The organism is Streptomyces gobitricini, from assembly GCF_039532985.1.
GTDB lineage: Bacteria > Actinomycetota > Actinomycetes > Streptomycetales > Streptomycetaceae > Streptomyces > Streptomyces gobitricini.
Map to the genome: position 1 here is coordinate 1 of NZ_BAAASR010000011.1, position 22,232 is coordinate 22,232.

At 71.4% G+C, this 22,232-nt stretch carries 22 protein-coding genes; 6 read left to right on the plus strand and 16 right to left on the minus strand.

The window, feature by feature from the left end; all coding sequences use genetic code 11:
- Positions 1 to 311: 311 nt before the first annotated feature.
- From ABD347_RS09495 to ABD347_RS09520, 6 genes are all read right to left on the minus strand, one after another.
- On the minus strand, positions 312 to 1,892 hold the full coding sequence (locus ABD347_RS09495) for a molybdopterin-dependent oxidoreductase (RefSeq protein ID WP_344358969.1): 1,581 nt from the start codon (positions 1,890 to 1,892) through the stop codon (positions 312 to 314).
- A 259-nt stretch (positions 1,893 to 2,151) separates the two neighbouring features.
- Positions 2,152 to 2,844: a hypothetical protein gene (locus ABD347_RS09500; RefSeq protein WP_344358972.1), complete on the minus strand. Its 693-nt coding sequence runs from the start codon at positions 2,842 to 2,844 to the stop codon at positions 2,152 to 2,154.
- A 225-nt stretch (positions 2,845 to 3,069) separates the two neighbouring features.
- Positions 3,070 to 3,453 carry a VOC family protein gene (locus tag ABD347_RS09505; RefSeq protein ID WP_344358974.1) on the minus strand — a complete coding sequence of 128 codons (384 nt, stop codon included), beginning with the start codon at positions 3,451 to 3,453 and terminating at the stop codon, positions 3,070 to 3,072.
- A 210-nt stretch (positions 3,454 to 3,663) separates the two neighbouring features.
- Positions 3,664 to 4,677 carry an HTTM domain-containing protein gene (locus tag ABD347_RS09510; protein ID WP_344358976.1) on the minus strand — a complete coding sequence of 338 codons (1,014 nt, stop codon included), beginning with the start codon at positions 4,675 to 4,677 and terminating at the stop codon, positions 3,664 to 3,666.
- Positions 4,678 to 4,834: 157 nt separating this feature from the next.
- On the minus strand, positions 4,835 to 5,386 hold the full coding sequence (locus ABD347_RS09515) for a DUF5819 family protein (RefSeq protein WP_344358980.1): 552 nt from the start codon (positions 5,384 to 5,386) through the stop codon (positions 4,835 to 4,837).
- Positions 5,387 to 5,722: 336 nt separating this feature from the next.
- Complete coding sequence (locus tag ABD347_RS09520) at positions 5,723 to 7,045, minus strand: ice-binding family protein (RefSeq protein WP_344358982.1); 1,323 nt, start codon at positions 7,043 to 7,045, stop codon at positions 5,723 to 5,725.
- A 512-nt stretch (positions 7,046 to 7,557) separates the two neighbouring features.
- Here ABD347_RS09520 and ABD347_RS09525 point away from each other — a divergent pair.
- A complete protein-coding gene (locus ABD347_RS09525) occupies positions 7,558 to 8,118 on the plus strand; it encodes a hypothetical protein (protein ID WP_344358984.1) in 561 nt (186 codons plus the stop codon).
- 17 nt (positions 8,119 to 8,135) lie between these two features.
- The gene (locus ABD347_RS09530; RefSeq protein ID WP_344358986.1) at positions 8,136 to 8,516 is read left to right on the plus strand and encodes a hypothetical protein; all 381 of its coding nucleotides are present in this window, start codon (positions 8,136 to 8,138) and stop codon (positions 8,514 to 8,516) included.
- A 368-nt stretch (positions 8,517 to 8,884) separates the two neighbouring features.
- Here ABD347_RS09530 and ABD347_RS09535 read toward each other — a convergent pair whose 3' ends face one another.
- Entirely contained in the window at positions 8,885 to 9,937 is a 1,053-nt protein-coding gene (locus tag ABD347_RS09535) for a DMT family transporter (RefSeq protein WP_344358989.1), read from the minus strand.
- 279 nt (positions 9,938 to 10,216) lie between these two features.
- On the opposite strand from ABD347_RS09535, the gene ABD347_RS09540 reads away from it, so the two are divergent.
- Positions 10,217 to 10,957 (plus strand): DUF2470 domain-containing protein, encoded by a 741-nt coding sequence (locus tag ABD347_RS09540; RefSeq protein ID WP_344358992.1) that lies wholly within the window; start codon positions 10,217 to 10,219, stop codon positions 10,955 to 10,957.
- Positions 10,958 to 11,045: 88 nt separating this feature from the next.
- Here the strand turns inward: ABD347_RS09540 and ABD347_RS09545 are convergent, their stop codons facing one another.
- Positions 11,046 to 12,320, minus strand: coding sequence for a cytochrome P450 family protein (locus ABD347_RS09545; protein ID WP_344358995.1), 1,275 nt, complete (start codon positions 12,318 to 12,320; stop codon positions 11,046 to 11,048).
- 172 nt (positions 12,321 to 12,492) lie between these two features.
- Between ABD347_RS09545 and ABD347_RS09550 the strand changes: the two genes are divergently transcribed.
- Entirely contained in the window at positions 12,493 to 12,942 is a 450-nt protein-coding gene (locus ABD347_RS09550; RefSeq protein WP_344358997.1) for a lamin tail domain-containing protein, read from the plus strand.
- Positions 12,943 to 12,996: 54 nt separating this feature from the next.
- Here ABD347_RS09550 and ABD347_RS09555 read toward each other — a convergent pair whose 3' ends face one another.
- Positions 12,997 to 13,593 carry a TetR/AcrR family transcriptional regulator gene (locus ABD347_RS09555; RefSeq protein WP_344359000.1) on the minus strand — a complete coding sequence of 199 codons (597 nt, stop codon included), beginning with the start codon at positions 13,591 to 13,593 and terminating at the stop codon, positions 12,997 to 12,999.
- Positions 13,594 to 13,693: 100 nt separating this feature from the next.
- Here ABD347_RS09555 and ABD347_RS09560 point away from each other — a divergent pair, with 100 nt between their 5' ends.
- Both ABD347_RS09560 and ABD347_RS09565 read left to right on the plus strand, forming a co-directional pair.
- Positions 13,694 to 14,074, plus strand: a complete 381-nt coding sequence (locus tag ABD347_RS09560; protein WP_344359003.1) for a nuclear transport factor 2 family protein — start codon at positions 13,694 to 13,696, stop codon at positions 14,072 to 14,074.
- The gene (locus tag ABD347_RS09565) at positions 14,071 to 14,601 is read left to right on the plus strand and encodes an anthrone oxygenase family protein (RefSeq protein WP_344359005.1); all 531 of its coding nucleotides are present in this window, start codon (positions 14,071 to 14,073) and stop codon (positions 14,599 to 14,601) included. The genes ABD347_RS09560 and ABD347_RS09565 overlap by 4 nt, the downstream gene beginning before the upstream one ends.
- 51 nt (positions 14,602 to 14,652) lie before the next feature.
- Here the strand turns inward: ABD347_RS09565 and ABD347_RS09570 are convergent, their stop codons facing one another.
- The 7 genes from ABD347_RS09570 to ABD347_RS09605 form a co-directional block, all read right to left on the minus strand.
- Positions 14,653 to 15,237: a hypothetical protein gene (locus tag ABD347_RS09570; protein WP_344359008.1), complete on the minus strand. Its 585-nt coding sequence runs from the start codon at positions 15,235 to 15,237 to the stop codon at positions 14,653 to 14,655.
- Between the two features lie 114 nt (positions 15,238 to 15,351).
- A complete protein-coding gene (locus tag ABD347_RS30640; RefSeq protein ID WP_425575612.1) occupies positions 15,352 to 16,425 on the minus strand; it encodes an immunity 49 family protein in 1,074 nt (357 codons plus the stop codon).
- 348 nt (positions 16,426 to 16,773) lie between these two features.
- Complete coding sequence (locus ABD347_RS09585; RefSeq protein ID WP_344359012.1) at positions 16,774 to 17,553, minus strand: hypothetical protein; 780 nt, start codon at positions 17,551 to 17,553, stop codon at positions 16,774 to 16,776.
- Positions 17,550 to 21,035 (minus strand): hypothetical protein, encoded by a 3,486-nt coding sequence (locus tag ABD347_RS09590; protein WP_344359015.1) that lies wholly within the window; start codon positions 21,033 to 21,035, stop codon positions 17,550 to 17,552. Before ABD347_RS09590 ends, ABD347_RS09585 begins: the two co-directional genes overlap by 4 nt.
- Positions 21,032 to 21,457 (minus strand): DUF6507 family protein, encoded by a 426-nt coding sequence (locus tag ABD347_RS09595; RefSeq protein WP_344359017.1) that lies wholly within the window; start codon positions 21,455 to 21,457, stop codon positions 21,032 to 21,034. The genes ABD347_RS09590 and ABD347_RS09595 overlap by 4 nt, the downstream gene beginning before the upstream one ends.
- Positions 21,458 to 21,480: 23 nt before the next feature.
- The gene (locus tag ABD347_RS09600) at positions 21,481 to 21,795 is read right to left on the minus strand and encodes a pore-forming ESAT-6 family protein (RefSeq protein WP_344359019.1); all 315 of its coding nucleotides are present in this window, start codon (positions 21,793 to 21,795) and stop codon (positions 21,481 to 21,483) included.
- 30 nt (positions 21,796 to 21,825) lie between these two features.
- Positions 21,826 to 22,158: a hypothetical protein gene (locus ABD347_RS09605; protein WP_064067185.1), complete on the minus strand. Its 333-nt coding sequence runs from the start codon at positions 22,156 to 22,158 to the stop codon at positions 21,826 to 21,828.
- Positions 22,159 to 22,232 lie beyond the last annotated feature (74 nt).

Below are 22,232 nucleotides of genomic sequence, written 5' to 3' on the forward strand. Positions count from 1 at the left end.
CTTGTCCGTCGCCACGGCGTCGGCGGATTCCTGGCTCGGGCTCGCCTCGGAAGCAGCGGCGGAGGCGGCGTCCGACGCGGACGTGGCGGGATCGTCCGAGCAGGCGGTCAGTGCCAAGGGCAGTGCGGCGGCAGCGGCAGCGGCGACAGCGGCTCGGCGGAAACGCATGGTGTTCATGGGAGTTCCTTCGCGTACGTGGGATGGGTCGGGCACGGTGCACAAGGGGTAGTCGAGCGGTCGACGAGCGGTCGACGAGCGGTCGAGGTCGATGAGTGGTCGTCGAGCGCTCGATGAGTGGTCGTCGAGCTGGCCTAGTCCACGTTGACCACCACCGAATGCCGGCCACTCGCCCCGTCCGGGACGGTGCGCGTGCGCTTTTCCGTCTGCACCTGGCCCGTGCGGTCGGTGGCTCGGACGGTCAGCGTGTGACCGCCGGGAGTGGCCTGCCAGGGGAAGTACCACTGGCGCCAGGTGTCGGCGGTGTCCTCGGCCGCGAGACCGGCCGGCTGCCAGGGGCCGTCGTCGACGCGCACCTCGACCCGGTCGATGCCGCGGTGCTGGGCCCAGGCCACTCCGGCGACCATGACGGTCCCGGCCTTCGGGCGGGCGAAGGGCTTGGGCGTGTCGATACGGGACTGGGTCTTGACGGGCGCCCTGCGGGCCCACTTGCGCTTGACCCAGTACGGGTCGTAGGCGTCGAACGTGGTGAGCTCGATGTCCTCGACCCACTTGCAGGCCGAGACGTACCCGTACAGTCCGGGCACGACCATGCGGACCGGGAAGCCGTGGTCGAAGGGGAGCGGTTCACCGTTCATACCGACGGCGAGCAGCGCGTCACGGCCGTCCATCAGGTCCTCGACCGGGGTGCCGAGCGTCATGCCGTCCACGGAGCGGGCCACCAGCTGGTCGGCCGGGCCCCCCTCAGAGGGCGGACGGACACCGGCCTCGGCGAGCACATCCGCCAGGCGTACGCCGATCCAGCGCGCGTTCCCGACGTACGGGCCACCGACCTCGTTCGAGACGCAGGCCAGCGTGATGTCCCGCTCGACCAGGTCCCGTTCCAGCAGGTCCTGGAAGGTGAGCGTGAGCGGCCTGCCGACTCCTTCGCCGTGGACGCGCAGCCGCCAGCGGGCGGCGTCGACCCTGGGTACGACCAGGGCCGTGTCGACACGGTAGAAGTCCTTGTTGGGCGTGACGAACGGGCTCACCCCCGGGACACGCACCTGCGCCCGCCGGGGCACGGGGGCGGCCGGCGAGGCGGGGCGTGGCAGGACGACGGCGGCCCGGGAGGCGACGGCATCCCGTGTCCGGGTCCCGCCGAGGGCGCGCCCCACCGCTCCGGCACCGGTGGAGGCGACGGCGGTCACAGCGGCGGACAGGAGGAAACCGCGCCGGTCCCAGCCGGGCTCCTGCGCCGCGACGGGCGGCTGCGCGGCGCCGCGGGGCACGAGCCGGCCGATCAGCCAGTGGAGGACCGCGGCGCCGGCGAGGGCGCCCGCCAAAGACGGCAGGCCGTCGGTGAGCGAGTCGGAGTCGGGGCGGCTGGTGGCGGCGACGGCGCCGACCACCCCGAAAACGAGCACCCCCGCGGCGCCGAGGCGCCGGTGGCGGAGTGCCACCAGCCCCAGCACCAGGGCCAGCAGGCCGAGCACCGCGACGATGCCCAGCTGGAGCACGACCTTGTCGTCCTCGCCGAACGTGCGGATGGCCCAGTCCTTGACCGGGGCGGGGGTGCGGTCGATCGCCGCGCCGCCCACCGCGGCTATCGGCCCCGCCTCCGGCCGGACCATGGCGGCGATCAGCTCGGCGACGGCGAGAGCCGCGTACCCGGCCAGCAGCCCGCTGAGCCCTGCGAACGCCGGCCGTTGCCACCGGGAGCCTGAAGTAGTCACACCCGCTCTTCGAAGCCGGACGGCTACCGGATTGGTCGTTCACTCCCAGGGGTGGCCGGCGAACGGCGCGACTGCCCGGACGCGGCGGAGCCCGGGGCCGTTCCGCGTGGTCCCGGGCTTCGTCAAGTTGGGCTTGGCCGGCTCTGGTCGGCTTCGGTTGAGGTCCGTTCGGCCGGTTCAGCCGGTTCGTATCGGACGGACGGAGGGACGACGGTCGTCACCTGTCATCGCGGCGGGCGGGCCGGCCGTGCGTGACCGCTCAGCGGTGGCCATCCATGTTCGTGGGTTCGCCGGAGCTCCCCTTGATCGTGCCGCAGTTCGCGGGCGCGGTGGCTTCCTGTGGCAGCTTCGGGTCGAGTTCGCTCCTGCCCTTACCGAAGTCGTACTCTCCGTTGCCGTTGACATCGATCCCGTGCTGGACGATGTGCAGGTCCTTGATGTGGTCGGCGATCGCCTGAGAGACGGTGATCGTGCGGGAGTAGGACACATTGCCGTCCTTGTCCGCGACGGGCATCCGGTCGACCGCGAGACCGCTGGCCTTGGAGGTGTCCCCCTTGGTCGTCAGCGAGATGTTGATGTCTCCGTAGGCGGGGAGTCCCTCGGTGGTGGTGACGATGCCGTCCCGGTTCTTGTCCGCACCGGCGTCGGGGCAGCGGAAGTTGTGCCCGTCGGTGGAGCCGTGGATGTGCTGGGCATGCGGCTGACCGGGCACCAGCCCCCGGGCGTCGATCGTGACCGTCAGTTGCCTGCCTTGCAGACCGAGCGACGCCGTACCACTGGCACCGGAGTCGTTCAGCTGCCGCAGATCGACCTGGTGGACCCGGCCCTGCCGGCCGTCGGAGGCGCCACTGCCTCCGCCATGGGCCAGCGCCGGGGTCGCGACGACGAGGGCGAGCGCCGCGGGTACGGCGAGGAGGGCGGTGCTGCGACGGGTTGCGCGCTTGAGTGTCATTGCGAAGCATCCCCTTCCGGGGAGGTTCACCGGCTCGACGCCGGTTCCGCTTTCGGGTTTTTGTCCCCTTGCTCCCTTTATTCGTCGCGGTAGCCGAGGCGGATTGCCGAGGGCGGGTTCCCTTGCCGCCGCCCGTTCCACGCGAAAGCCCCGGGCCGGCGGCCCGGGGCCTCGTCGTTCGTCCGGACCGGGTCCGGGTGCTGGTGGACGCCAGGACGCACGTGGTCAGAGGGGCTGGAGCCGGGCGCGCAGGAGGCAGAACTCATTGCCCTCCGGGTCGGCCAGCACATGCCAGTTCTCGGCGCCGGTCTGGCCGACGTCGGCGGGCCTGGCGCCGAGAGCGAGCAGCCGCTCCAGCTCCGCGTCCTGATCGCGGTCGGTGGGGCTGACGTCGATGTGCAGCGGGAGCTTCCCGGTGCGGGGCTCGCTGCTGGGGCTGAGGACGAGGGTGGGCTGCGGGCCGCCGAAGCCGGCGTCGGGCGGCCCGATCTCGATGCTGCCGTCGTCCTCCCGGCCGAGCTCGACGTAACCCAGGACCTCGCTCCAGAAGGCGGCGAGCCGGTCGGGATCGGCGCAATCGATGACCAGCTCACTGATGCGGCATGCCATGCCTGTCAGTGTACGTAGACACCGGAGAGCCGGTCCTCGGCCGCGTGCCGGAGCACGCGGCGGTACGTGGGCGGGGCGATACGCGAGCGGGGCGCTACGCGAGCGGGTGCTGCCCGACGGTGACGCCGGATCCGCGCCCGCCGGGCATCGCCCGCCGGGCATCGCCCGCCGGGCATCGGTGGCGACACCCGGCGACCCGTCGTGCCGGGGTCAGCCTGCCGGTCCCGGCTGCGCCGGCACGAGCCCCGGTTCCGGCCGGGGCGTACCCGTGCGCCGGAACGCACGCCGGCACCGCTGCCCCAGAGCGCGGTAGAAGCGGTCCGGCAGGAAGACGGCGTCGGCGACGATCATCGCGGCGGAGAAGAGCGGCAGGCCCATGAGCACCGCGATGCCCACGTGCATGGTCAGCAACATGCCCAGGACGGGGTACTTGAGCCGGCCGAACAGCACGAACGGGAACGCGACCTGGAGCAGCACCGTCAGGTAGCAGGCGGCCGCGATCAGGATCACGTGTTCGTCGGCCGCCCGGGAGAGCGCCGGCCAGGGCTGGAACAGGTGCAGGTTGAGGGCGTAGTGGAGGGCGGTCCCGTTGCCCCAGGTGCCTCCCTGCACCTTGTACAGGCCCGCCGAGCCGTAGAGGAAACAGACCTGGGCGGCGATGACGAACATCCCGCAGTTGTGCAGGACGGTGACCACCACCTGTCGGGCATCGTGCAGAGGGCGCCGTACCTCCGGCCCCGCGCCCGAACGGAGCCGGGCCCTGCGCGCGTCGAGGGACCAGCGACGGCCGCAGGCGGTGAACACGAGGTAGACCGCCATGAGGAGGATGAGGTTGTCCCCGCCGTCCGTCATGAAGATCGCCCTGGCGTGGAATGAGGCCACCACGACGGCGAACAGCACGGACACCGCTCTGGTCCGCCAGCCCAGCATGAACAACGCGGACGTGACGACGGCCGCCGCGTAGCAGACCTCGAAGTACGCGCGGCTGTCGGACAGGGTCAGGATGCTGACCCAGCCCGTCTGGTCGAAGAGCTGCTTCGCCAGTGCGGGGGTCCACGGCGAGCCGGGTCCCCAGATCTCGTCACGGTGCGGAAACTCGCGCAGCAGGAAGACGAGGTAGAGCAGGCCGTACCCGATGCGCAGGACCGCCGCCGCGTACAGGGAGACCGGCCGTTCGATCAGGAGGGTGAAGAACGCGGCGAGGCGGTCGAGCATTCGCTGCATCGCTGTGGGGCCGTCCGCTCGTTCGGTGTCGTACTTCGACGGCGTGGGTGCCGTGGCCGTCGTTGTTGCCGGGGCCGTCTCTGTTGCCGGGGCCGGAGTCAGGGTTGAGGAGGGGGGCGGGCCCGGGATCGGCTTCGAGGCCGGGGTCGGGGTCGGCTCAGTCGGTGCCATGCGTGGCCACCTTCCACCAGGGCAGGTAACGGGTCTCTACGGCCGCCGGCGCGGATCGGGCCGGACGGTCGCTCCCTGCCGGGCCGGGGGCACCGACGGGGAACGTGACGACCCGCAGCTGGATCGAGTCGAAGGAGCCGCCGCGCCGGTCGGCGACGCGATCCGCCGCGATGTTGCGGAGGTACTGCTGGACCATCACAGCACGCTCCGAACGCGGCTGGTCGTCGCCACCGAGGGTCTCGAGATACGAACTCCAGGCGCGGCGCAGCATGTTCTGCGTCGTGTGGCTCGGGAAGGGGTTGTGCTCGATCGCGGAGTTGTCCACGGCACTCAGGTCGAACCAGCCGCTCACCTGCGAGGTACCGTCCGGGGTGATCCGCGTGGTCCGCGCCGAGATCTGCCGGTTGACCGACTCCGGATCCGGGGCGAAGAGCCGCCAGTTCTGCTCGAACACCGGATAGACCCACGCGTTGATCTGCCGGCCGTACCGCTGTGAGATGGCGTTCGCCGGCGCCACGTGCAGGAAGAGCAGAAGCACGTGGATGAGCGTGACCGCCAGGCACAGGACGACGACCGCTCCCGTGGCCGCTTGCAGCGGGCGGCGCGACGGCCCCGTATCACCGTAAAGCGCGGGGGGAGAGCCACTGCGACCGCTCTCGGCCGACCCGGCGCGGGAGTGCCCCGACTTCTTCGTTTCCGCTTGCTCCGCACCGCTCAGCACGGCCCCACCCGGCCTTCCCATCCCGCTGTTCATTTCCACTTCTTCCGGTTCCGCGCGCGGCGCGCGGTGGAGTCGGTCGACCGTCCACCGCGCGCCACGCACCTCACTCACGCAAGCGGGCCACCGGCTCCGCGCCCGGCCCGCCGCAAGGGACTAGCGGCCCGCGTGACCGCCGTGCTCACCGGACGGGCCGTGCTGCTGTCCGGGCTGGGGGTCGCCGTAGCCACCGGGCTTGCCGGGCTTGCCGGGCTTGCCGTCCTGGCCGTGGCCGGGCTTACCGGGCTTGCCGTGGCCGGGCTTGCCCGGCTTGCCGTGATCGTGGCCGTGACCCGGCTTACCCGGCTTTCCGGGCTTGCCGTGACCCGGCTTACCGGGCTTGCCCGGCTTTCCGGGCTTACCCGGCTTGCCCGGCTTCTGCGGCGGCTTGGGACCGCCTCCGCCCGTGATGCCGCCGTGGACGCCGCCGATCGTCGCGCCCGTGGTGCCACCCGTGGTACCCGCGATGACGCCACCCGTCGTCACTCCACCGAGCACTCCACCCACGACTCCGGCGGTGCCACCACCGGTGGTACCGCCCGTCGTCACGCCGCCGAGCACACCGCCGACGCCACCCGTGGTGCCGCCGTTCGCGGTGCCCCCGTTCGTTCCACCCGTAGTGCCGGCGATCACGCCGCCGGTGGTGGTCTCGCCCGTGGCCCCGCCCGTGGTCTCGCCCGTGGTCCCGCCCGTGGTTTCGTCGTCGCAGGCCGGACGGGTGATCGTGTTGGTGTCCAGCGTCACGGAGCCGTTACGGGCCAGCGCCCGGCCGACGAGGTCCGCCTGCGTGGTGGCGGTGATCGACGTCATGGCCATGATGGTGCCGACGAAGTCGGAGTTGGTACCGAGCGTGGCCGAGCTGCCGATCTGCCAGAACACGTTGCACGGCGAGGCGCCGTTGACGAGGCTCACGTTGCTCGCGGATGCCGTCGTCAGACCCGAGCCGACCTGGAACACCCAGATGGACTCCGGGTTGTTCTGGCCGTCCAGGGTGAGGGTGCCCGTGAGACCGAGGGTGGACGAGGCCGTGTAGACGCCCGGAACCAGCGTCAGGCCGCCCGCGTCCGGCGGGAGAGCGCCGTCCGAGGCCTGCCCGGCCGCGTTGTTGTAAGCCGCCACGAGGTCGCTCTTCGCTCCGGCGGCCACGGCGTCCGCCGAGTGGAAGGTGCCGTTCACCAGCCCCGGCGGGAATCCGGAGATGGCCGTCCCGGGATGCACCCCGACATCGCCGGTGATGACCGAGGGTCCGGTGTTGGTGACCGACTCACCGGCGAGAACGGCGAAACTGTCGGCGGTGCCCAGCGGTACGGGCTGCGCGAGGGCGTTCGCCCGCGTCGGCGTCACCGCCACGACGACCGCGGCGATCACCATGGCGAGCATCGCCGCCATCCAGGCCGAAGTTCTGCGCCAGTGAGGCGCGGCAGGGGTTTTCAGCGTCATCGGAAAGCCAGCTCCTGAGGGGGATGGTGGCGCACTGAGCGATGCCCGAATGTCTGGAATCACCCATTTCTGTCGCCTGGCATATTACGCAGACAAACCCTCACGGTTACGATCCAATAGGGTGATTCGGGGTGGATCTCACCATTCGCATCATGAAAAAATGAAGAACTGCCCTAGGTGACGGACGTTCACACCGCCTGACGGGCACGCGGAACAAGGAGCGGCGCGGGACGAGGATTGCGCGGAAAGGCGGGGCGCGGGGGCTTGAAGTCCGTCGGCGTCGCGTGGGCATCGATAGCCCCCTTCCGGAACTGAGCGGGGGGGCCGGTGGGTGCGCGGAGCAGGTGGCGGAGCGTTCAGCTCAGAAGATGCTCAAACCCATTGTGTGTCTCCCGGGGTGCGCGTGAAGATCAACAGCGCGTCCGACCACGCGGCCTGACCAGCCGTGCGGGTGGCGCGCCGTCCGGCTCGACCAGGCCGGGCGGGAATGATCAGAACGTTGGGGGAACAACTTGAAGATCAACAAGATCACGACTCTGACCGCTGCCGTCGTGACGGCCGCCGTGTTCAGCACCGGTCTGTCCGGGGCGGCCGTGGCGGCGGACCACGGTGACCGGCCGGTTGCCGCGGCCTCGGCTGCGGCCGCGGCAACCGCCACCGGCGCGGCGGACGCGACGACCGCCGCCGACGCGGCGGACGAGCAGCGGCTCGCCGAGACCCTGAAGGTCATCGAAGCCATGCCGGACAGCGTCGTGGCTCAGGGCGACGCGGCGGTGCAGGCGTACTTGGAGAAGCGTCTGCCCGAGGAGCGCCGGGCGGTGGCGTTCGGATGGACGCAGAAGCTGAAGTGCGGTGCGGCCATCACCGCGGCCGTCGCCGGGGGCGCGGTTCCGGTGGCGAAGCTGCTGAAGCTCAAGGCGTTCATCAAGAAGGTCGGCTCGGTGAAGGAGGCGGCGACGCTGCTCATCCGCGTGTCGAAGGGCGAGGAGAAGATCAGCGAGCTGGGTGCCACCCTCGGTGGCCTCGCTTCCGCCATCCTCGGCATCGACATGATCAAGAAGCACTGCCGCTGACCGCGAAGGAGCCCCCGATGAGCACGAGCAAGGCGCGCATCACGGCGCTGATCACCCCCGTCGACCAGCACGCTCAGGACGAAGCCGGGGCCTTGGCCCAGGAGGGACGCACGTCCAAGGCGGTCGCACGGCTCCGGAAGGGTTCGGGGCTCGGCCTCCACCCCGCTTCGGCCGCCCTGGAGCTGCTGGGCGAGGGCCGGCCGCTGCCCACGTCGTACGAACAGGCGCTGGCCGCGTTGCAGGACGAGTGCCCGGACCTCGTGGGGGAGATGACGGTTCTGCTGCACAGCGGTGATCGCAACGGGGCGATCAAGCTGCTGCGCGAACGGACCGACATGGACCTGGCGGGTGGCTACCACCTCGTGGAGGCGCTGACGGCCCGGTCGGGCTCGGCGTAAGCACGTCTCCTGGCCGTCGCGGGACCGGCCGCGACGGCCATCGGCGTGGCCCGGACGTGACCCGCCGCCCCCGTACGTGCCGGCGATGCCGTCGCCCGGCGCATGGGGCACCTGCCGGTCGGGCTCCCGGGCTCCGCCGGTACGCGGTGGGGCCACGGCCCTGCGGACCGTGGAGGCGTGCCTGGCGAGCACCGGCCCGGGCCGGCCCGCCACCCGGCCGGTCGGTCGCCCGGTCGATCGGTCGCTGGGTCGATCGGTCGCCCGGTCGGCCCACCGGCCCGAGAGGCCCCCGCCCACGCGGGCTTGCGGAGGGTGGTCGGGACACGTGGCGCGGAGGCCGTGCGGCGGGCTGTCGGGGAAGGGCGCGGCTACGGGCGGCCCGCCGACTCCAGGCCCGGGTGCGTGGCGTCCGGGTCGGGCGTGCCGTCCACGACGGGCGGGTCGGGCGTGCCGTCCCGGTCGGGCGCGGCGGGCGTGCCGTCCACGACAGGCGCGGCGGGCGCGGCGGGCGCGGCGGGGGCTTCCGTCGCGTCGGCCGCCGTGCGGCCCCACGTCGTGCCCGCCAGGATCAGCAGCACGCCCACCAGCCCCAGCCAGCCCGGCCGGTCACCCGCCAGCGCGATGCCGGCGACGGCCGCCCACACCGGTTCCGTACCGAGCAGCAGGCTGACCCGTGAGGGCGAGGTGCGGCGTACCGCCCACATCTGGACGAAGAAGGCGAACAGCGTGCAGAACACCGACAGGTAGAGCAGCCACGCCCAGTCCGCGGCGCCGAAGTCGGCCGCGGCGACCCACGGGGTGGCGCCCGTCCCGGGCGCGGCGCAGAGCAGGCCGAACACCAGGACCGACGCGCCGAGCTGAACCGTCGTCAGCGACATGGCGTCCGCACCCTCCACCGACCGCATCCGCGACATCGCCAGCACGTGCACCGTCCGGGCGACGGCGGCGCCCAGCATCAGCAGGTCCCCGATGGACGGCTCGCTGAAGCCCGCGCCCTGCGTCAGCAGCACCACGCCGAGCACCGAGAGCCCGGCCGCCGCGAGGAACGGGGGCGACAGGCGCGTACCGCGGATCCGGCTCTCCGCGATGGGCGTGAAAATCATGGTGAGGCTGATGATGAGCCCGGCGTTGGTCGCCGAGGTGTGCACCACCCCGTACGTCTCCAGTACGAAGATGGCCGCCAGGATCAGGCCGAGGACGCCCGCTCCGCGTATCTGCGCGCGGCTCATCGCGCGCAGCCTGCGCCACCCGGTCGCGGCGAGTACGGGCAGGACGACGGCGAACCGCAGCACCAGCACGGCCAGCACGGTCTGGCTGGTGGTGACGCCCTTCGCGGCGAGGTAACTGGAGCCCCAGACCACCGCTACCAGCAGTACGGGCAGATCGGCCGGCCAGGCACGGCGGGCCGCGGCGACGGTCATGGGGGCTCCTCGGACGGAAGACCAGCAGGCGGGGGCGGCGGCCCGGTATGCGCTACGGGCGGCCGCCGGCGGGAGCGGGCTCGCCGACCGCACCGGGCTGACCGGGTGCGGGTGGGCGGCTCTCGGCCCGGCACCGGCGGCGGGCTCGGACAGCGTAATGCCCGGCGGTGCCCGGCGGGCGTCCGGCGGAGTGGCGACAAGTGGCCGAAGTCCCCGGCCCGGTGGCGGGAGGGACACGGACTCGGCTAGGTTAGGCAAGCCTAACCTAAGGAGTGAGTGATGAGCAGTCGCACCGATGCCCGCCCACCCGAGCCGTCCAGCGCGGAACGGGTCCGCTCCGTCCTGTCCGCCGCGCGGTCCCTCACGGTGACGACGGACGGATACCGCTGCGACCTGGTAGGCGCGCACACGCTCGACGAGCGGGGCCGCCTGACGCTGCGACTGTCGGCCGACTGCCACCTGGCGGCGGCCGTGGCCTGCGCGCCCCGGGGCGACCTCGCCGCCATGCTCCAGTTCACGGACGTGGCCCCGACCGCCGTACGGGACCGGGTACGGGCCAGGGTGACGCTCTCCGGGTGGCTGACCCGGGGCGGCGCGGACACCGGAGCGGGGGACGGTGTCGCCCTGCGTCTGGACACCGTGCGTGCCACCCTCGACACGGGGGAGGGCGCCGAGGGCGTCGGTCTGGACGAACTGGTCCTCGCCGGGGCGGATCCGCTGGCGGGCCACGAGGCGGCGCTGCTGCTCCACCTGACCGACGAGCACCCCGACGCGGTGGCCCGGCTGGCGCGCCTGGTGGAGCCGCGGCAGCTGCACGGCGTCCGGCGCGTGGTGCCGGTGGGCCTCGACCGGTACGGGATCACCCTGCGGCTCGAACACGCCCGCGCCCACGACGACGTACGGCTGCCGTTCGCCGTCCCGCTGCGCGAGGCCGCCGAGTTCGGCGACCGCGTCCGGACACTGCTGGCCGCCGCCCACACCTGTCCCCGCCGACGCCGCAGCCTGCGCGCCCGGCCATGACGCGGCTCCCGGCGCCGCCGCCACCCGGTCCCGCCCCCCGGGACCAGGTCGCGGCGATCATCCGCGCGGCCCCGCTGGCCGCCGCCCTCTACACGCCGCCACCGCCACCGCCGCCGGCACCGTCTCCACCACCGCCACCGCCCAGGCGTACGGGCAGCGAACGGTGACCGTTGGAGATGAACGACTCCACCGGCCGCAGCTCCCCCGCCGGCACGGCGAGCTCCATGTCCGGGAACCGCTCGAAGAGCGCCGGCAGCGCGATCCGCGCCTCCATCCGGCCCAACGGGGCGCCCAGGCAGTAGTGGACACCGTGGCCGAAGGCCAGGTGCTCCTTGTCCGCCCGGGTGACGTCGAACCGGTCGGCGTCCTTCCCGTACCGCTCGGAATCGCGGCCCGACGCGGCGTACGCCACCAGGATCGCGTCGCCCTTGCGGATGACCACGCCGTCGAGCGCGATGTCGTCGACGGCGTACCGCAGCGGCAGGTTGGCGACCGGGGCGTCCGACCGCAGCGTCTCCTCGATCACGTCGTCCCACGAGGCGCGGCCCGCCCTGAGGTGCGCCAGTTGCCCGGGGTGAGTGAGCAGGGCGTGGATGGCGTTGTCGATGAGGTTGACCGTCGTCTCATGGCCCGCGCCGATCATGAGCACCAGGGTGTCGAGCAGTTCCTCCTCGCTCAGCCGGGTGCCGTCCTCGTCGTCACGCGCCGCGATGAGGCCGCTGGTCATGTCGTCACCGGGTGACCGCCGCTTCGCCGCGACGAGTTCGCCCATGACGGCGTAGAGCCGGGTGTAGGTGGCGGTGACCTCGTCGGGGTCGGCGGCGGTGTGGAAGATGCTGTCGACGATGGACCGCAGCTCGTCCCGTTGCTCCTCGGGGAGACCGAACAGCTCGCTGATCACCTGGATCGGCAGCGGGTACGCGTACCTCTCCCGCAGGTCCACGACGTCACCGCGCCGCCCGGCCCCGGCGATCCGGTCCAGCAGGTCCGCGGTGATCTCCTCCACGCGCGGCCGCAGGGCGGCGGTGCGGCGCGCGGTGAACGCCTTGGCCACCAGGCTGCGCAGGCGCCTGTGCTCCCCGCCGTACGCGGTGAACATGTTCCGCACCGCGACCCAGGTGAACAGCGGCCACTCCGGGGAGATCTCCCCGCTGATCCAGGCCGGCCAGTGCTGTCGCGGGTCCTTGGAGACCCGGGGGTCGGTGAGCAGCCGCTTCAGCAGCTCGGGCCCGCTGACCGCCCACGCCGGTACGCCGCCGGGCAGTTCCACGCGCGCCACGGGTCCTCTCTCCCGTAACCGGGCGGCCTCTCCGTGGATGTCGCGGCCGGTCGGGTCGATCACCAGGGGTTCGTGGTCGCGCATCAGCGTCTCCTGAACTCGCGCTCCAGTAGAGCGCTTTACGCTACGCGCGGTCCGGCTCCGGAACGAGACCGCATCGGTTCGCTCCTGAATGGGCGAAACCAACCAGTAACAACATCACCATATGGTGTGCTTTCCCCGCCGTGGAATGCACGGTTCACCTTGGGGAGGACTCTTGAAGGTTCGTTTCGCCGCGTCGGCGGCCGTCGTCGCCACCGCCGTCGCCGGCAGCCTGCTGACCGTCGCGCCGGCCGCCCAGGCCGCCGGGGGCGTGAGCATCTACCGCGTGTACTACAACTCGCCGGGCACCGACGACCGCTCCAACACCTCACTGAACGCGGAGTGGGTGCAGCTGTACAACTCCAGCACCTCCGCCATCTCCCTCAGCAACTGGCAGCTGAAGGACCGGGCCGGCTGGACGTACACCTTCAGCGGCACCATCGGCGCCAAGCGGTACGTGACGGTGCACACCGGCCGGGGCAGCAACACCGCCGGGCACCGGTACTGGGGGCGGGCGGCGTACGTGTGGAACAACGACGGTGACACCGCATACCTGCGCAAGGCGTCGGGCACGCTCGTCGACTCCTGCGCGTGGAGCTCCAGCGGCTCGTCGAAGTACTGCTGACAACCAGCCCCCGCCCCCGCTCCGGCCACGCGGGGCGGGGGCGCCGCGGCGTACCTACCGTTCGTCGAGGTCGTCGCCCGGGGCGGCGGGACGAGTGCCGAGGGTGCGGAGCACGGCGGTGCGCACGGCGGCGGCGGCTTCGTCGGGGGACATGCGGCCCGCCCCGACCTCGTCACCGGCCGCGTGGCCGAGCGCGACCGTCGCCGCGGCGAGCCAGTGCGGTGACGCTCCGGCGTCGAACTCCCCGGCCGCCTGGCCGCGCCGGATGAGCCGTACCAGCCGGTCGGTGACCGGCTCGTGACTGGCTTGTGGCACCGGTCCTGCCTGGAGCAGGACCGGGTGCTGGGCGAACGATCGCCAGCCGATGTCCAGCAGCCGCAGCAGCGCCGCCGATGCCGGACCGTCGTCCAGTCCGGCGGCGTCCATCGCCGCCGTCGCCTCCCGCGTCACCCGGTCCACCACCGCCGCCAGCAGCTCGTCGCGCGAGGCGAAGTGGGCGTACACGGTCTGACGGGTCACCCCCGCCTCGGCCGCGATGGCCCGCATACCTGCGTCCGGCTGTCCGGCCAGGAGCCGCACCGCCGCGTCGAGGATGGCCGCTTTGCTGCGTTCGGCGTCGGCCCGGCGCCGCCCGGGGGCCTTGGACGTCATCAATTCTTACACCCTTGTCAAAAGTTCTGGCTCCGGCATATCTTACAACCCCGTCAAAAATGCTGCCGAGGGAACGCCGCACACCGCGAACGGAGCCGCCATGGAGCCACCCGAGCAGTTCATAGCCGACTTCTTCAGCTCGTTCACCGAGCAGGCCCTGCGGAACGACGAGGACCCCGGGCATGTGGTCGACCGGTACTTCACCGCCGACATCGTGCAGGTCAGTGACGGTGTCCGGCTCGACCGGGACAAGCTGGTCGCGCACATCCGGCCGCTGCGCAAGAACCTCGTCGCGTACCGGTTCGACGTACACGAGGCCCTGATGGACGGCGGCCGGGTCGCCGCCCGGCTCACCGTCCACGGCCGGATGCGCAAGGGCCGGGAGATCGCCACGGAGGTGCACCTCTTCGGGGAGTTCACCCCGGAGGGCCGGATGCGCCTCAGCCACCAGCTCACCCGGACGCTCCCGGAGGGACGATGACCACGCCGCCCCTCCGCGCGCTCCACGCGCTCGCCCTCCTCTCCACCGGCCTGCTCGCCGGCGCCTTCGGCTACGGCGCGGCCAACCTCGCCCCCACCTTCGACGCCGTCCCCCTCGACACGCGGCTGTCCTTCCACGCCGAGCGGATGAGGATGAACGGCATCACCATGCAGGCGGCCATGGGGGTATCGGCACTGAGCGCCCTCACCCTCGCCGCCCTGACGCGCGGCCGCGCACGGCTCCTCGCCGGTACGGCGGGCCTGCTGGCCCTGGCGTCGTTCCTGATCACCCGGCTCGGCAATGTGCCGATCAACGGGCGGATCAAGGAGTGGGCGGTCACCTCGGCCCCGGCCGGCCACGCGGAGATCCTGTGGCGCTGGGACCTGTTCAACACCCTGCGCACGCTCGCCGCCATCGCCGCCTTCGGGCTCATGATCGCCCTGGTGACGGCGGACCGGCGATCCCCTACCGCCCGGCGGTCGGAGCGGCGTCCGGCTCGGGTCAGTCCCCGTCGCGGCGCCGTGTGAAGGCACCCGCCCGGCAGGTCCGCGCCGGAGAGATCGGGTCCCACGGCGCCGTCACAGCAGATCGGTGAGGTCGGGTCCCAGCCCGTCGACCAGTTCAGGCGCTTTGAGGCCATGGCCCTCGGCGACGCCGAAGTAGGTCGGCTCGCCCGGCTCGCCCGGCACCCCCAGCAGGGCGTCCAGCGCCCGCAGGGCCGCCGCGAGGCGCGGGGCGTTGTTCGCGTGGACAGCGGGGTGCGGCTCACCGCCGAAGTCGCACGGAGACCAGACGTCGTGGTGGACCGCCACCTCGGCCCAGCAGCCATACGGGTCCGGGGACACGGTCAGCTCCACCAGGCGAGGTTCGCGACGGGGCTCCCCCTCCGCGTCGAGCCGCTCCCCCGGGCCCGTCACGAGGAGCGCCGACATCTCCGCTGCCGGGTGGCCGACAGGACGGCATGCCCGTGCCTGTTCGGCCAGCTCCGGGTCGTCCAGCCGGGAGCCCATCAGGCCGAGGCGGGTGTGCACACCCAGCCCGCCCCTGCCCCTCTCGAACCAGTCCCACTCCAGGGACGACGGCTCGAGCAGCGCGTGCTTCCCCAGCACGGCGGCCATGCGCGCCGCCGTGCCGAGGGCCGGCACCAGGCCGGTTTCCGTCACGTCGTCGAGGTCCCACCACCACGAACCACACTCCCGCGGCGCACGCCTCAGCATCGCTGTTCCCGGGCTGTCACCCGTACACCCCCAACTCTCGCTCGGATGAGCACGTGGCGTTCAGACGACACTGTCGTTCCCGGGGCCGCGCGGCAAGTCGGCCTGTGCGCCGTGCTGTCGGCCGGTCCGGAGGAGGTCGAGCGCGTCGGGCAGGTCCGGCAACTGTGGCGCGCAGTCGGTGCAGGCGTAGACGTTGAAGCCGGGTCCCGATCCGGAATGCACCATCCAGGGTCCGTCCAGCCTCCCGGGCGATTCCTCCAGGGACGCGACCGTCCGCAGCAGGTCCCTGCCCCGGGACTCCGCGTACCCCTTGTCGTCAGACCCGGGCCCGCCGTGCCGGGCCACCGTCACCGTCACCAAAGCCCTCAGGTCGGGTACTCGGCCAGCCAGCCGTGCTGGAGGACGTGCTTGGGCAGGTACTCCGACTCGACGCCGATCGGCAGCTTCCCGTCGTAGGCCAGGCAGGCGATCGCCAGCGGGCCCAGGGCGATGCTCCCGTCGATGTCGCTCGCCCGGTCCTCGGTCAGCGTCCAGTACGGCCTTGTGCAGCTTCAGCGCCTCCACCAGGGCCGGACTGAAGCCCTCCTCGTCGCGGCGGACGAAGTGGTAGAAGAGGTTGATCGGCGGACAGAGCAGCCCCTGCGGCATGTCCCGGGGGGCGATCCGCGCCACCGACGGATCCGACGCCTGGAGCGTGGCGGTGAGTTTCTCCACCAGTCCGGGACGACGCAGCCAGTACGTCTGGAGCGTGTCGATCCAGTGGTAGACGTACTCGTCGTACTGACCTTCCGGGGAACGCAACCGCTCCAGCGGGATCTCGCACAACTGCGTCATCCGCTGCTGCTCACGACAGACGACCGCCAGCAAGAATGCGGTCAGCCAGTTTCCGGTGTCGGCGAACAGCTGCGGGCCGATGGCCTGAAGGGTGCGCATCTTCCGGTTGATACGGCACTCGACGGTTCCCTCACTCGCACCCGTCACGGCGAAGAGCGCCGAGCCCAGCTGCATCGCGTTGACCGCGGCATCCCAGGTCTCCGCCTCCGCCGCCCGTGGGTCGACGACGCAGCGGGCGTTGAGGACGAGGAGCGAGGTACTGAACGTGGACTCGATCAGCTCCGTGGGACTCCAGGCCATCGATCTCCCCGACAAGGTGGTCGGCGAGACGCTGCGCCAGCGCCTCGGCGTCGGGGCCTGACGGGATTCCGTGACGAGTAACGTTCTGGGTCATGTCGGGCTCATCTCGGCGCTGCGCGAGGTCAGGTGGTGGAACTCTCCCAGCCAGGCGCGGTTGAGCAGCTCGCTCGGCAGGTAGTCCGACTCGACCTCGATCGGGAAACCGGCGTCGACCCCTGATCGCCCGGGCGCGGACCGCCGTGCCTTGCGACTTCCACCGTCATTGACGCTCTTGGGTTGATTGCTTCTCCAGCCAGCCATGGAATCAGGTCCGCGCTTCCGTCCCGCGAGTGGGCGCGGTCACGCGGCTCAGAGGGACCCGAGGATCCTCGCCGTGGCCGATTCGATGAACGCGGCGGCCTCGGCTTCGGTGATCTCGACGTGATCGACCTCGTTGTGGCCGAGCTCGTACAACCTGAGGTAGTCGGTCGGCTCCCAGCGGAGATTCCTGGTAAAGGCCTCGTCATGGGTCTCGTCCCCATTGCCGATGATCCGCCGCCGCACGATGCCGCGCGGATTGCTCCGCGGGAAGCCTTGGCTGATTTTTGCGTAGTAAGAGATCCGCCCCCTGCCGTCGAGGGCGTCCAGAGTGGTGGGTGCGAGAGTGAGGAATGGTGTGGCGGACAGGTTCTGCCCCAAAGAACCCTGCGGAATGGACACTCCGTCGAGATCGATGAACTGTCCGATGGCGTAGCCGCCGCCACGCTCGAACATGAGCAGCAACGGCTCGTACATGTCGGGGATGTCGGGCAGCTCCACCTGCGTCGTGGCACGGACCGCAGCCCAGTGCACCACACCGCGGCACACCTTCTGGATCGAGGGCGTGCCGACGTGACGCCGGATGTACTCCTCGAGCTCGGCGGAGATCGCGGCGTCCAGCGTGATGGACGGATCGACGCACTCCGCGATGTCGAAGAAGGGCCACGCGTCCTCGGCGCCATACGCCCGTGCCCACTGGGCGGCGCGGCGCAGGTACTCGCGCATCAACAGGGCACGGGATCGGGCGTGGCGCAATGGGACGTCGAAATCGGTGTCCCACGCGATGGAACGCAGCCGGTCGAGGGTGCGACGAGGTTCAACGGCAGTCACTTGAGGTCCAGACCTTTCGCACGCAATTCCTGTACCACGGCCCTGACCACGTCGTCGATGTTGGACATGTTCTCTCGCAGCACGACGTCAGGTCCCTTGAGTCCCATGGCGGCCCAGTGCCTGAAGCCGCCCTTTTGCTCGTTCGGAGCCAGCTCATGCGCTCCGGCGTCCCGCGGCGTGGACGGGAAGTCCCGATAGTACTGGCCGTCATTCGGGTCGACATGCCACATATGAGGGTGCGGCTGCGTGTAGGGCAGTCCCGCCTTCATGAGGCGGCTTTCCACGTACTCGTGCGCGACCAGTGACCGGAAGCGCAGCATTTCGGCTTCCGACAGGTCGCCTCGCTGAGCCTTGGGCCACAACTCGGCGATGTCGTCGGCCGGTTCGAACAGACCGTGGCGGACCTGGCTCGGGCCGACGGTGACGTCGTGCTGCGCCCGGAAGAGATGGGTCTTGACCTGCCGGAGTACGGACTCCTCGATGCCGGTGTTCCGGGCGATCTCGGGCAGGTCCACCCTGTTGGGCGTCGCCCGGATCTCGTCATAGACCCGGCCTGCGAACTCGGAGGGCTGGGTCACCCAGTAGGCGCCACCAGGGCCGCCGGCCCCCCCGCCTTCGCGAGGTGTACCGGGCGCCTCGGGGTCGGGTGCGACGCTCCGCGTGGCATCCGCGGCGTCGTCGCCCCGTCCCACGGCATCCTCACCCACCGCGCCGGGCGTATCGGCGGCCGCGTCGACGTCCTTGCCGAGTGCGGACACCGCGTCGTCGGCAGCATGGGAGCCGATTCCGATCGCCCCGGCATCATGCGGCACCGGTACCTTGCCGAAGAGCTCCGACTGCTCGGCTCTGATTGCCGCGAGCTCATCCGCGCCGACTCCGGGAAGACGCTCTTTCTCGTACAGAGCGTGGCCGTCCATTTTGGCCGCGAAGCTCTCCGGTGTGTGGAACTGCAGCTCGAAGACCTGGCCGCTGACGGGGTCCCGCCACGTCGAGTTGATGCCCTTGTAACCGGCGGAGTCCCAGGTGTTCTTGAACGTGACGTTCTCGAACCCCCTGGCCTGCAGGTCGTCGACCGCCTGCTGCACCCCGCGGCCGTAGCTGTGGCTCGGGACCTCCATCGTGTAACGGATGGAGTCCTTGATGTCGCCGAGCACCCGAGCGTGGTCCATGCCGATGTCTTCGAGCATGTCCGTGGCGATCTTGCGCTTGAGGGAGTCCTCGCCCTTGAGGCGGTACTCGATGCCGATCAGGCGACCGTCGTCCACCCGGCCGGCGATGCTCTGCATCGACTCGGTGATGCGAGGTTCCGCCTCGGCGGACCGACGCATGAAGTCGTCCGCGGCGGCGTTGGCAGCGCGGTCCAGCGTCAGCCCGTTCTCGCCCACCCATGACCCGTCGGGGAGGTTGCCGCGCGGGGCCGCGGGCACCGTCGGCTCCGCTCCACCGAACCCACCTTCGTGGGGCGGAGGCGGCACGTCGTGCCCGGAAGCACCCGGCACGTGGTCACCCCCACCGGTACCGTGCATGCCGGTGCCCGGCCCGTCGTGGCCACCCGTGGCGGGCCCGTCACCATGACCGCCGGGCACGTGTTCGCCGGCGCCCGTGCCCGGGGTGTTGTCCACGCTGTTGGCCGGCAGGTGGTCGCCCGCGCCGCCGCCCGGGAGGTTGTTGCCGGCCTGGCCCGTGGGGAGGTTGTCGGCGAGGCCGCCCGGGGTGTTGTCCGCGAGGCCGCCCGGGGTGTCCGGGACGCGGGTGGGTACGTCGTCGGCGGCGCGGCTCGCGTCGCCCAGGCCGGTGTCCAGGCTGTCGCCGAGGTTGATCGCGGTGTTGTCGCCCGCGTGGACCGCCGCGCCCGCCATGGCCGGGACCTTGGCGGGGGTGTCCACCCGGGGGTTGTCCGCGCCCGTGGTGGGGGTGGCGTCGGGGTTCGCGCCCCGGTCGACCACGTCCGTGGGCGAGTCCTTGACGTCGCTGACGACCTTGCCGTTCTCGTCGAGGACGTTTCCCGCGCCGTCCAGGTAGCGGGCCGGGTCGCCCTCGCGGACGGGGAGCGGGGTCGCGTCCGACGGCAGGGTCGGGGTGTCCCTCGGGACGGTGACCGTGCCCTCCTGGAGGGGCGTCGAGCCCGCCGGGGCCGGGGTGTCGTCCGGGAGCCTGACCACGCCGTCGCCGAGGTCGACCGCGCCGGGCGGGACCGCCGTGCCCTCGGGCAGGCGGACCGTGTTCGCGGGGATCTCGACGGCACCCGGGGGCAGCGCGGCGCCCTCCGGGAGGTGGATCGTGCCGTCGGGGCGCGTCAGCGAGCCCTCCGGCAGGACGAACGTGCCCTCCGGGAGGGGCGGCAGGCTGATGTTGCCCATGCCCCTGAGGCCGGACATCACGTCGCCGATCTTCGTGATGCCCGCGCCCGCGCCCTGGAAGAGGTACGTCGTCGGGTCGATCGCCCGGCCGGCCCTGCCCGCGAAGGAGATGGCCCGCGCCGCCGCGCCCGCCTTGCCCGCGCCGGACACCGCGCCACCCGCGCCGCCGGTGAAGACGGTGGTCAGCACGTTGAAGGTGACCGCGCCGGCCGCGCGGGCCGGGTTGGAGCCCCACTGGTCCCAGGCGACCAGCGCCTTGCCGGTCTCCTTCATGGCCGTGCGGGAGTCCCTGATCCAGCCGGGCAGCTGGTCGTCGTCAGCCATCCAGTACGCCGCGCCCAGCGGGGTGGCGGTGATGACCAGGCCCGTGGCCAGCAGGCCCAGGCCCTTCCAGGCCTGCCCGGCCGCGTCCCAGCCCTGGAAGCCGACCAGGGCGCCGAGCCCCTTGATCGTGCCCCAGACCCCGTCGACGATGACGCCCTTGCCGAAGTCGTAGGCGTGCTCCCACACCTGCCACCACGGCGTCGACTCCTCGACCGCGTCGCCCCACGGCAGGCTCTTGGCCTGCTTGAGGGCCTCGGCGTCGTAGCCGTACATGTTCTCGCCGTTGGAGCCGTCGTTGACCGTGAGCGCCTTGCCGCCGACCAGGGCGACGATCTTCGCGTGCGCGGTGCGCTCGGCCGCCTGGAACTGCGTCCAGACCTCGGCGATCTCGTTGCGGCGGTTGTTGTTCTCCTCGACCAGGTCGCCGTCCTCACGCCACTTGTCGTCCTCGGCGATCTTCTGCCGGAAGTCGACGGCGTCCCGGCGCAGGTCGTCCAGCTTCTGCTTCAGGGGGCGGATGTCGTTGGCGTACGAACCCAGCGCACCCGCGATGGTGCACATGTCCGAGCTGATGGCGAGCGCCTTGTCCTTGACCGGCTGCGTCGTGGCGAACAGCTGGTCGGCCTCGGGGGCCTTGTAGAAGGCGCTCAGGCCGCCGAAGGAGCTGTGGACGTCGCCGGCGGCGGTGGCGATCTTGCCGCCGGCGCCGGACAGCGCCTTGACCTTCTCGTCGAGCAGTTCCAGGTCACCGGTGAAGACCGGTACTTCGGCCGGATCGACCGGCTGGTTCTCGCTCACTTCTGTCCCCCGAGCTCCTTCAGCAGGTCCAGCCGCACCTGTCGCGCCGCGTCCTGGGCCTCCTTGGCCTGGGCCAGGTCACCCTCGACGTACTCGTTGGTCGCCGTGGCCGCGCCGATGACCGCCGCCTGGATACGCTTCGCCATGGGTTCGAAGTGCGTCTTCTGCCGGCCGGTCATGTACTCGGCCAGCGCCGCGCCCACCGGGCCCGTCGCCTTCTGCGTCAGGGGCGCGCCGGAGGCCGTCGGCCCCTGCAACGGAATGTTCGCGGCCGACCCCGGCACCGCCGTACCCGCCGCCTGCGCGGCCTGCTGCATGTCCGTGACCAGGGCGTTCAGGGCCTTCTCCAGATCACCGGCGTGTGTGCCGACGACCCTCAGCTGACCCTGCACCCCCTGGGGCTGGATGTCCCACGCCGTCATGAAAACGCTCCCCCGTACCCGCTTCAGCCGATGTTGTCGACCGCGGCCTTCGCCCGCTGCAGCGTCTGCTGCGCCGTCGCGTCGTTCTTCTCCAGCGTCGTCTTGAGCAGCTGGATGATGTTGCGGACCTCCTGGGAGGCGGAGTTCCAGCGCAGTTCCTTGCCGTGGTACTCGTCCGCCACGCCGTCGGCCGCGAAGTCCGTCATCGCCGCCTTCACCTGCGCGTCACGCGCGCTGATCACCTGCTCCAGACGCGCGATCACCGCCTGGATGTTCATCTGCGCCTCCGAAGAGGCACCCGTGTCGTACGAACGACGGTCGCTTCCCGCAGCAGCCATCAGCAATCAACTCCCCGTGTACGGATCGGTCTAGCGGCCCGAGAAACGTGCCGCGTCGAAGTTCGCCGACGACATCTGCGTCCGCGCGTTGTCACCCTGCTCCTGGTCACCCGAGCCGAACGCCGACTCCATGCCGGACTGGCCGCCCAGGATGGCCGCCAGCGAGCCGTTCAGCGCCGCCGTGATCTCGTCCGAGCGCGACTTGAACGAGTCGAACGCCACCTTGCCCGCACCGTTGAACTTGCCCTCCAACGGCGCCGCGGCCTGCACCAGCTGACGGATCAGCAGGCCCAGGTCGTTGCTCGAACCCTGCGACTGGGACATCAGGGTCGAAAGGACCTGCGCCCCCATATCGAACTTCATCGGGCTACCCCCGCTGCGATGGACGATCGTATGGATCGAATGTACGACCACATGCCTATCAACTCACGCGTCGC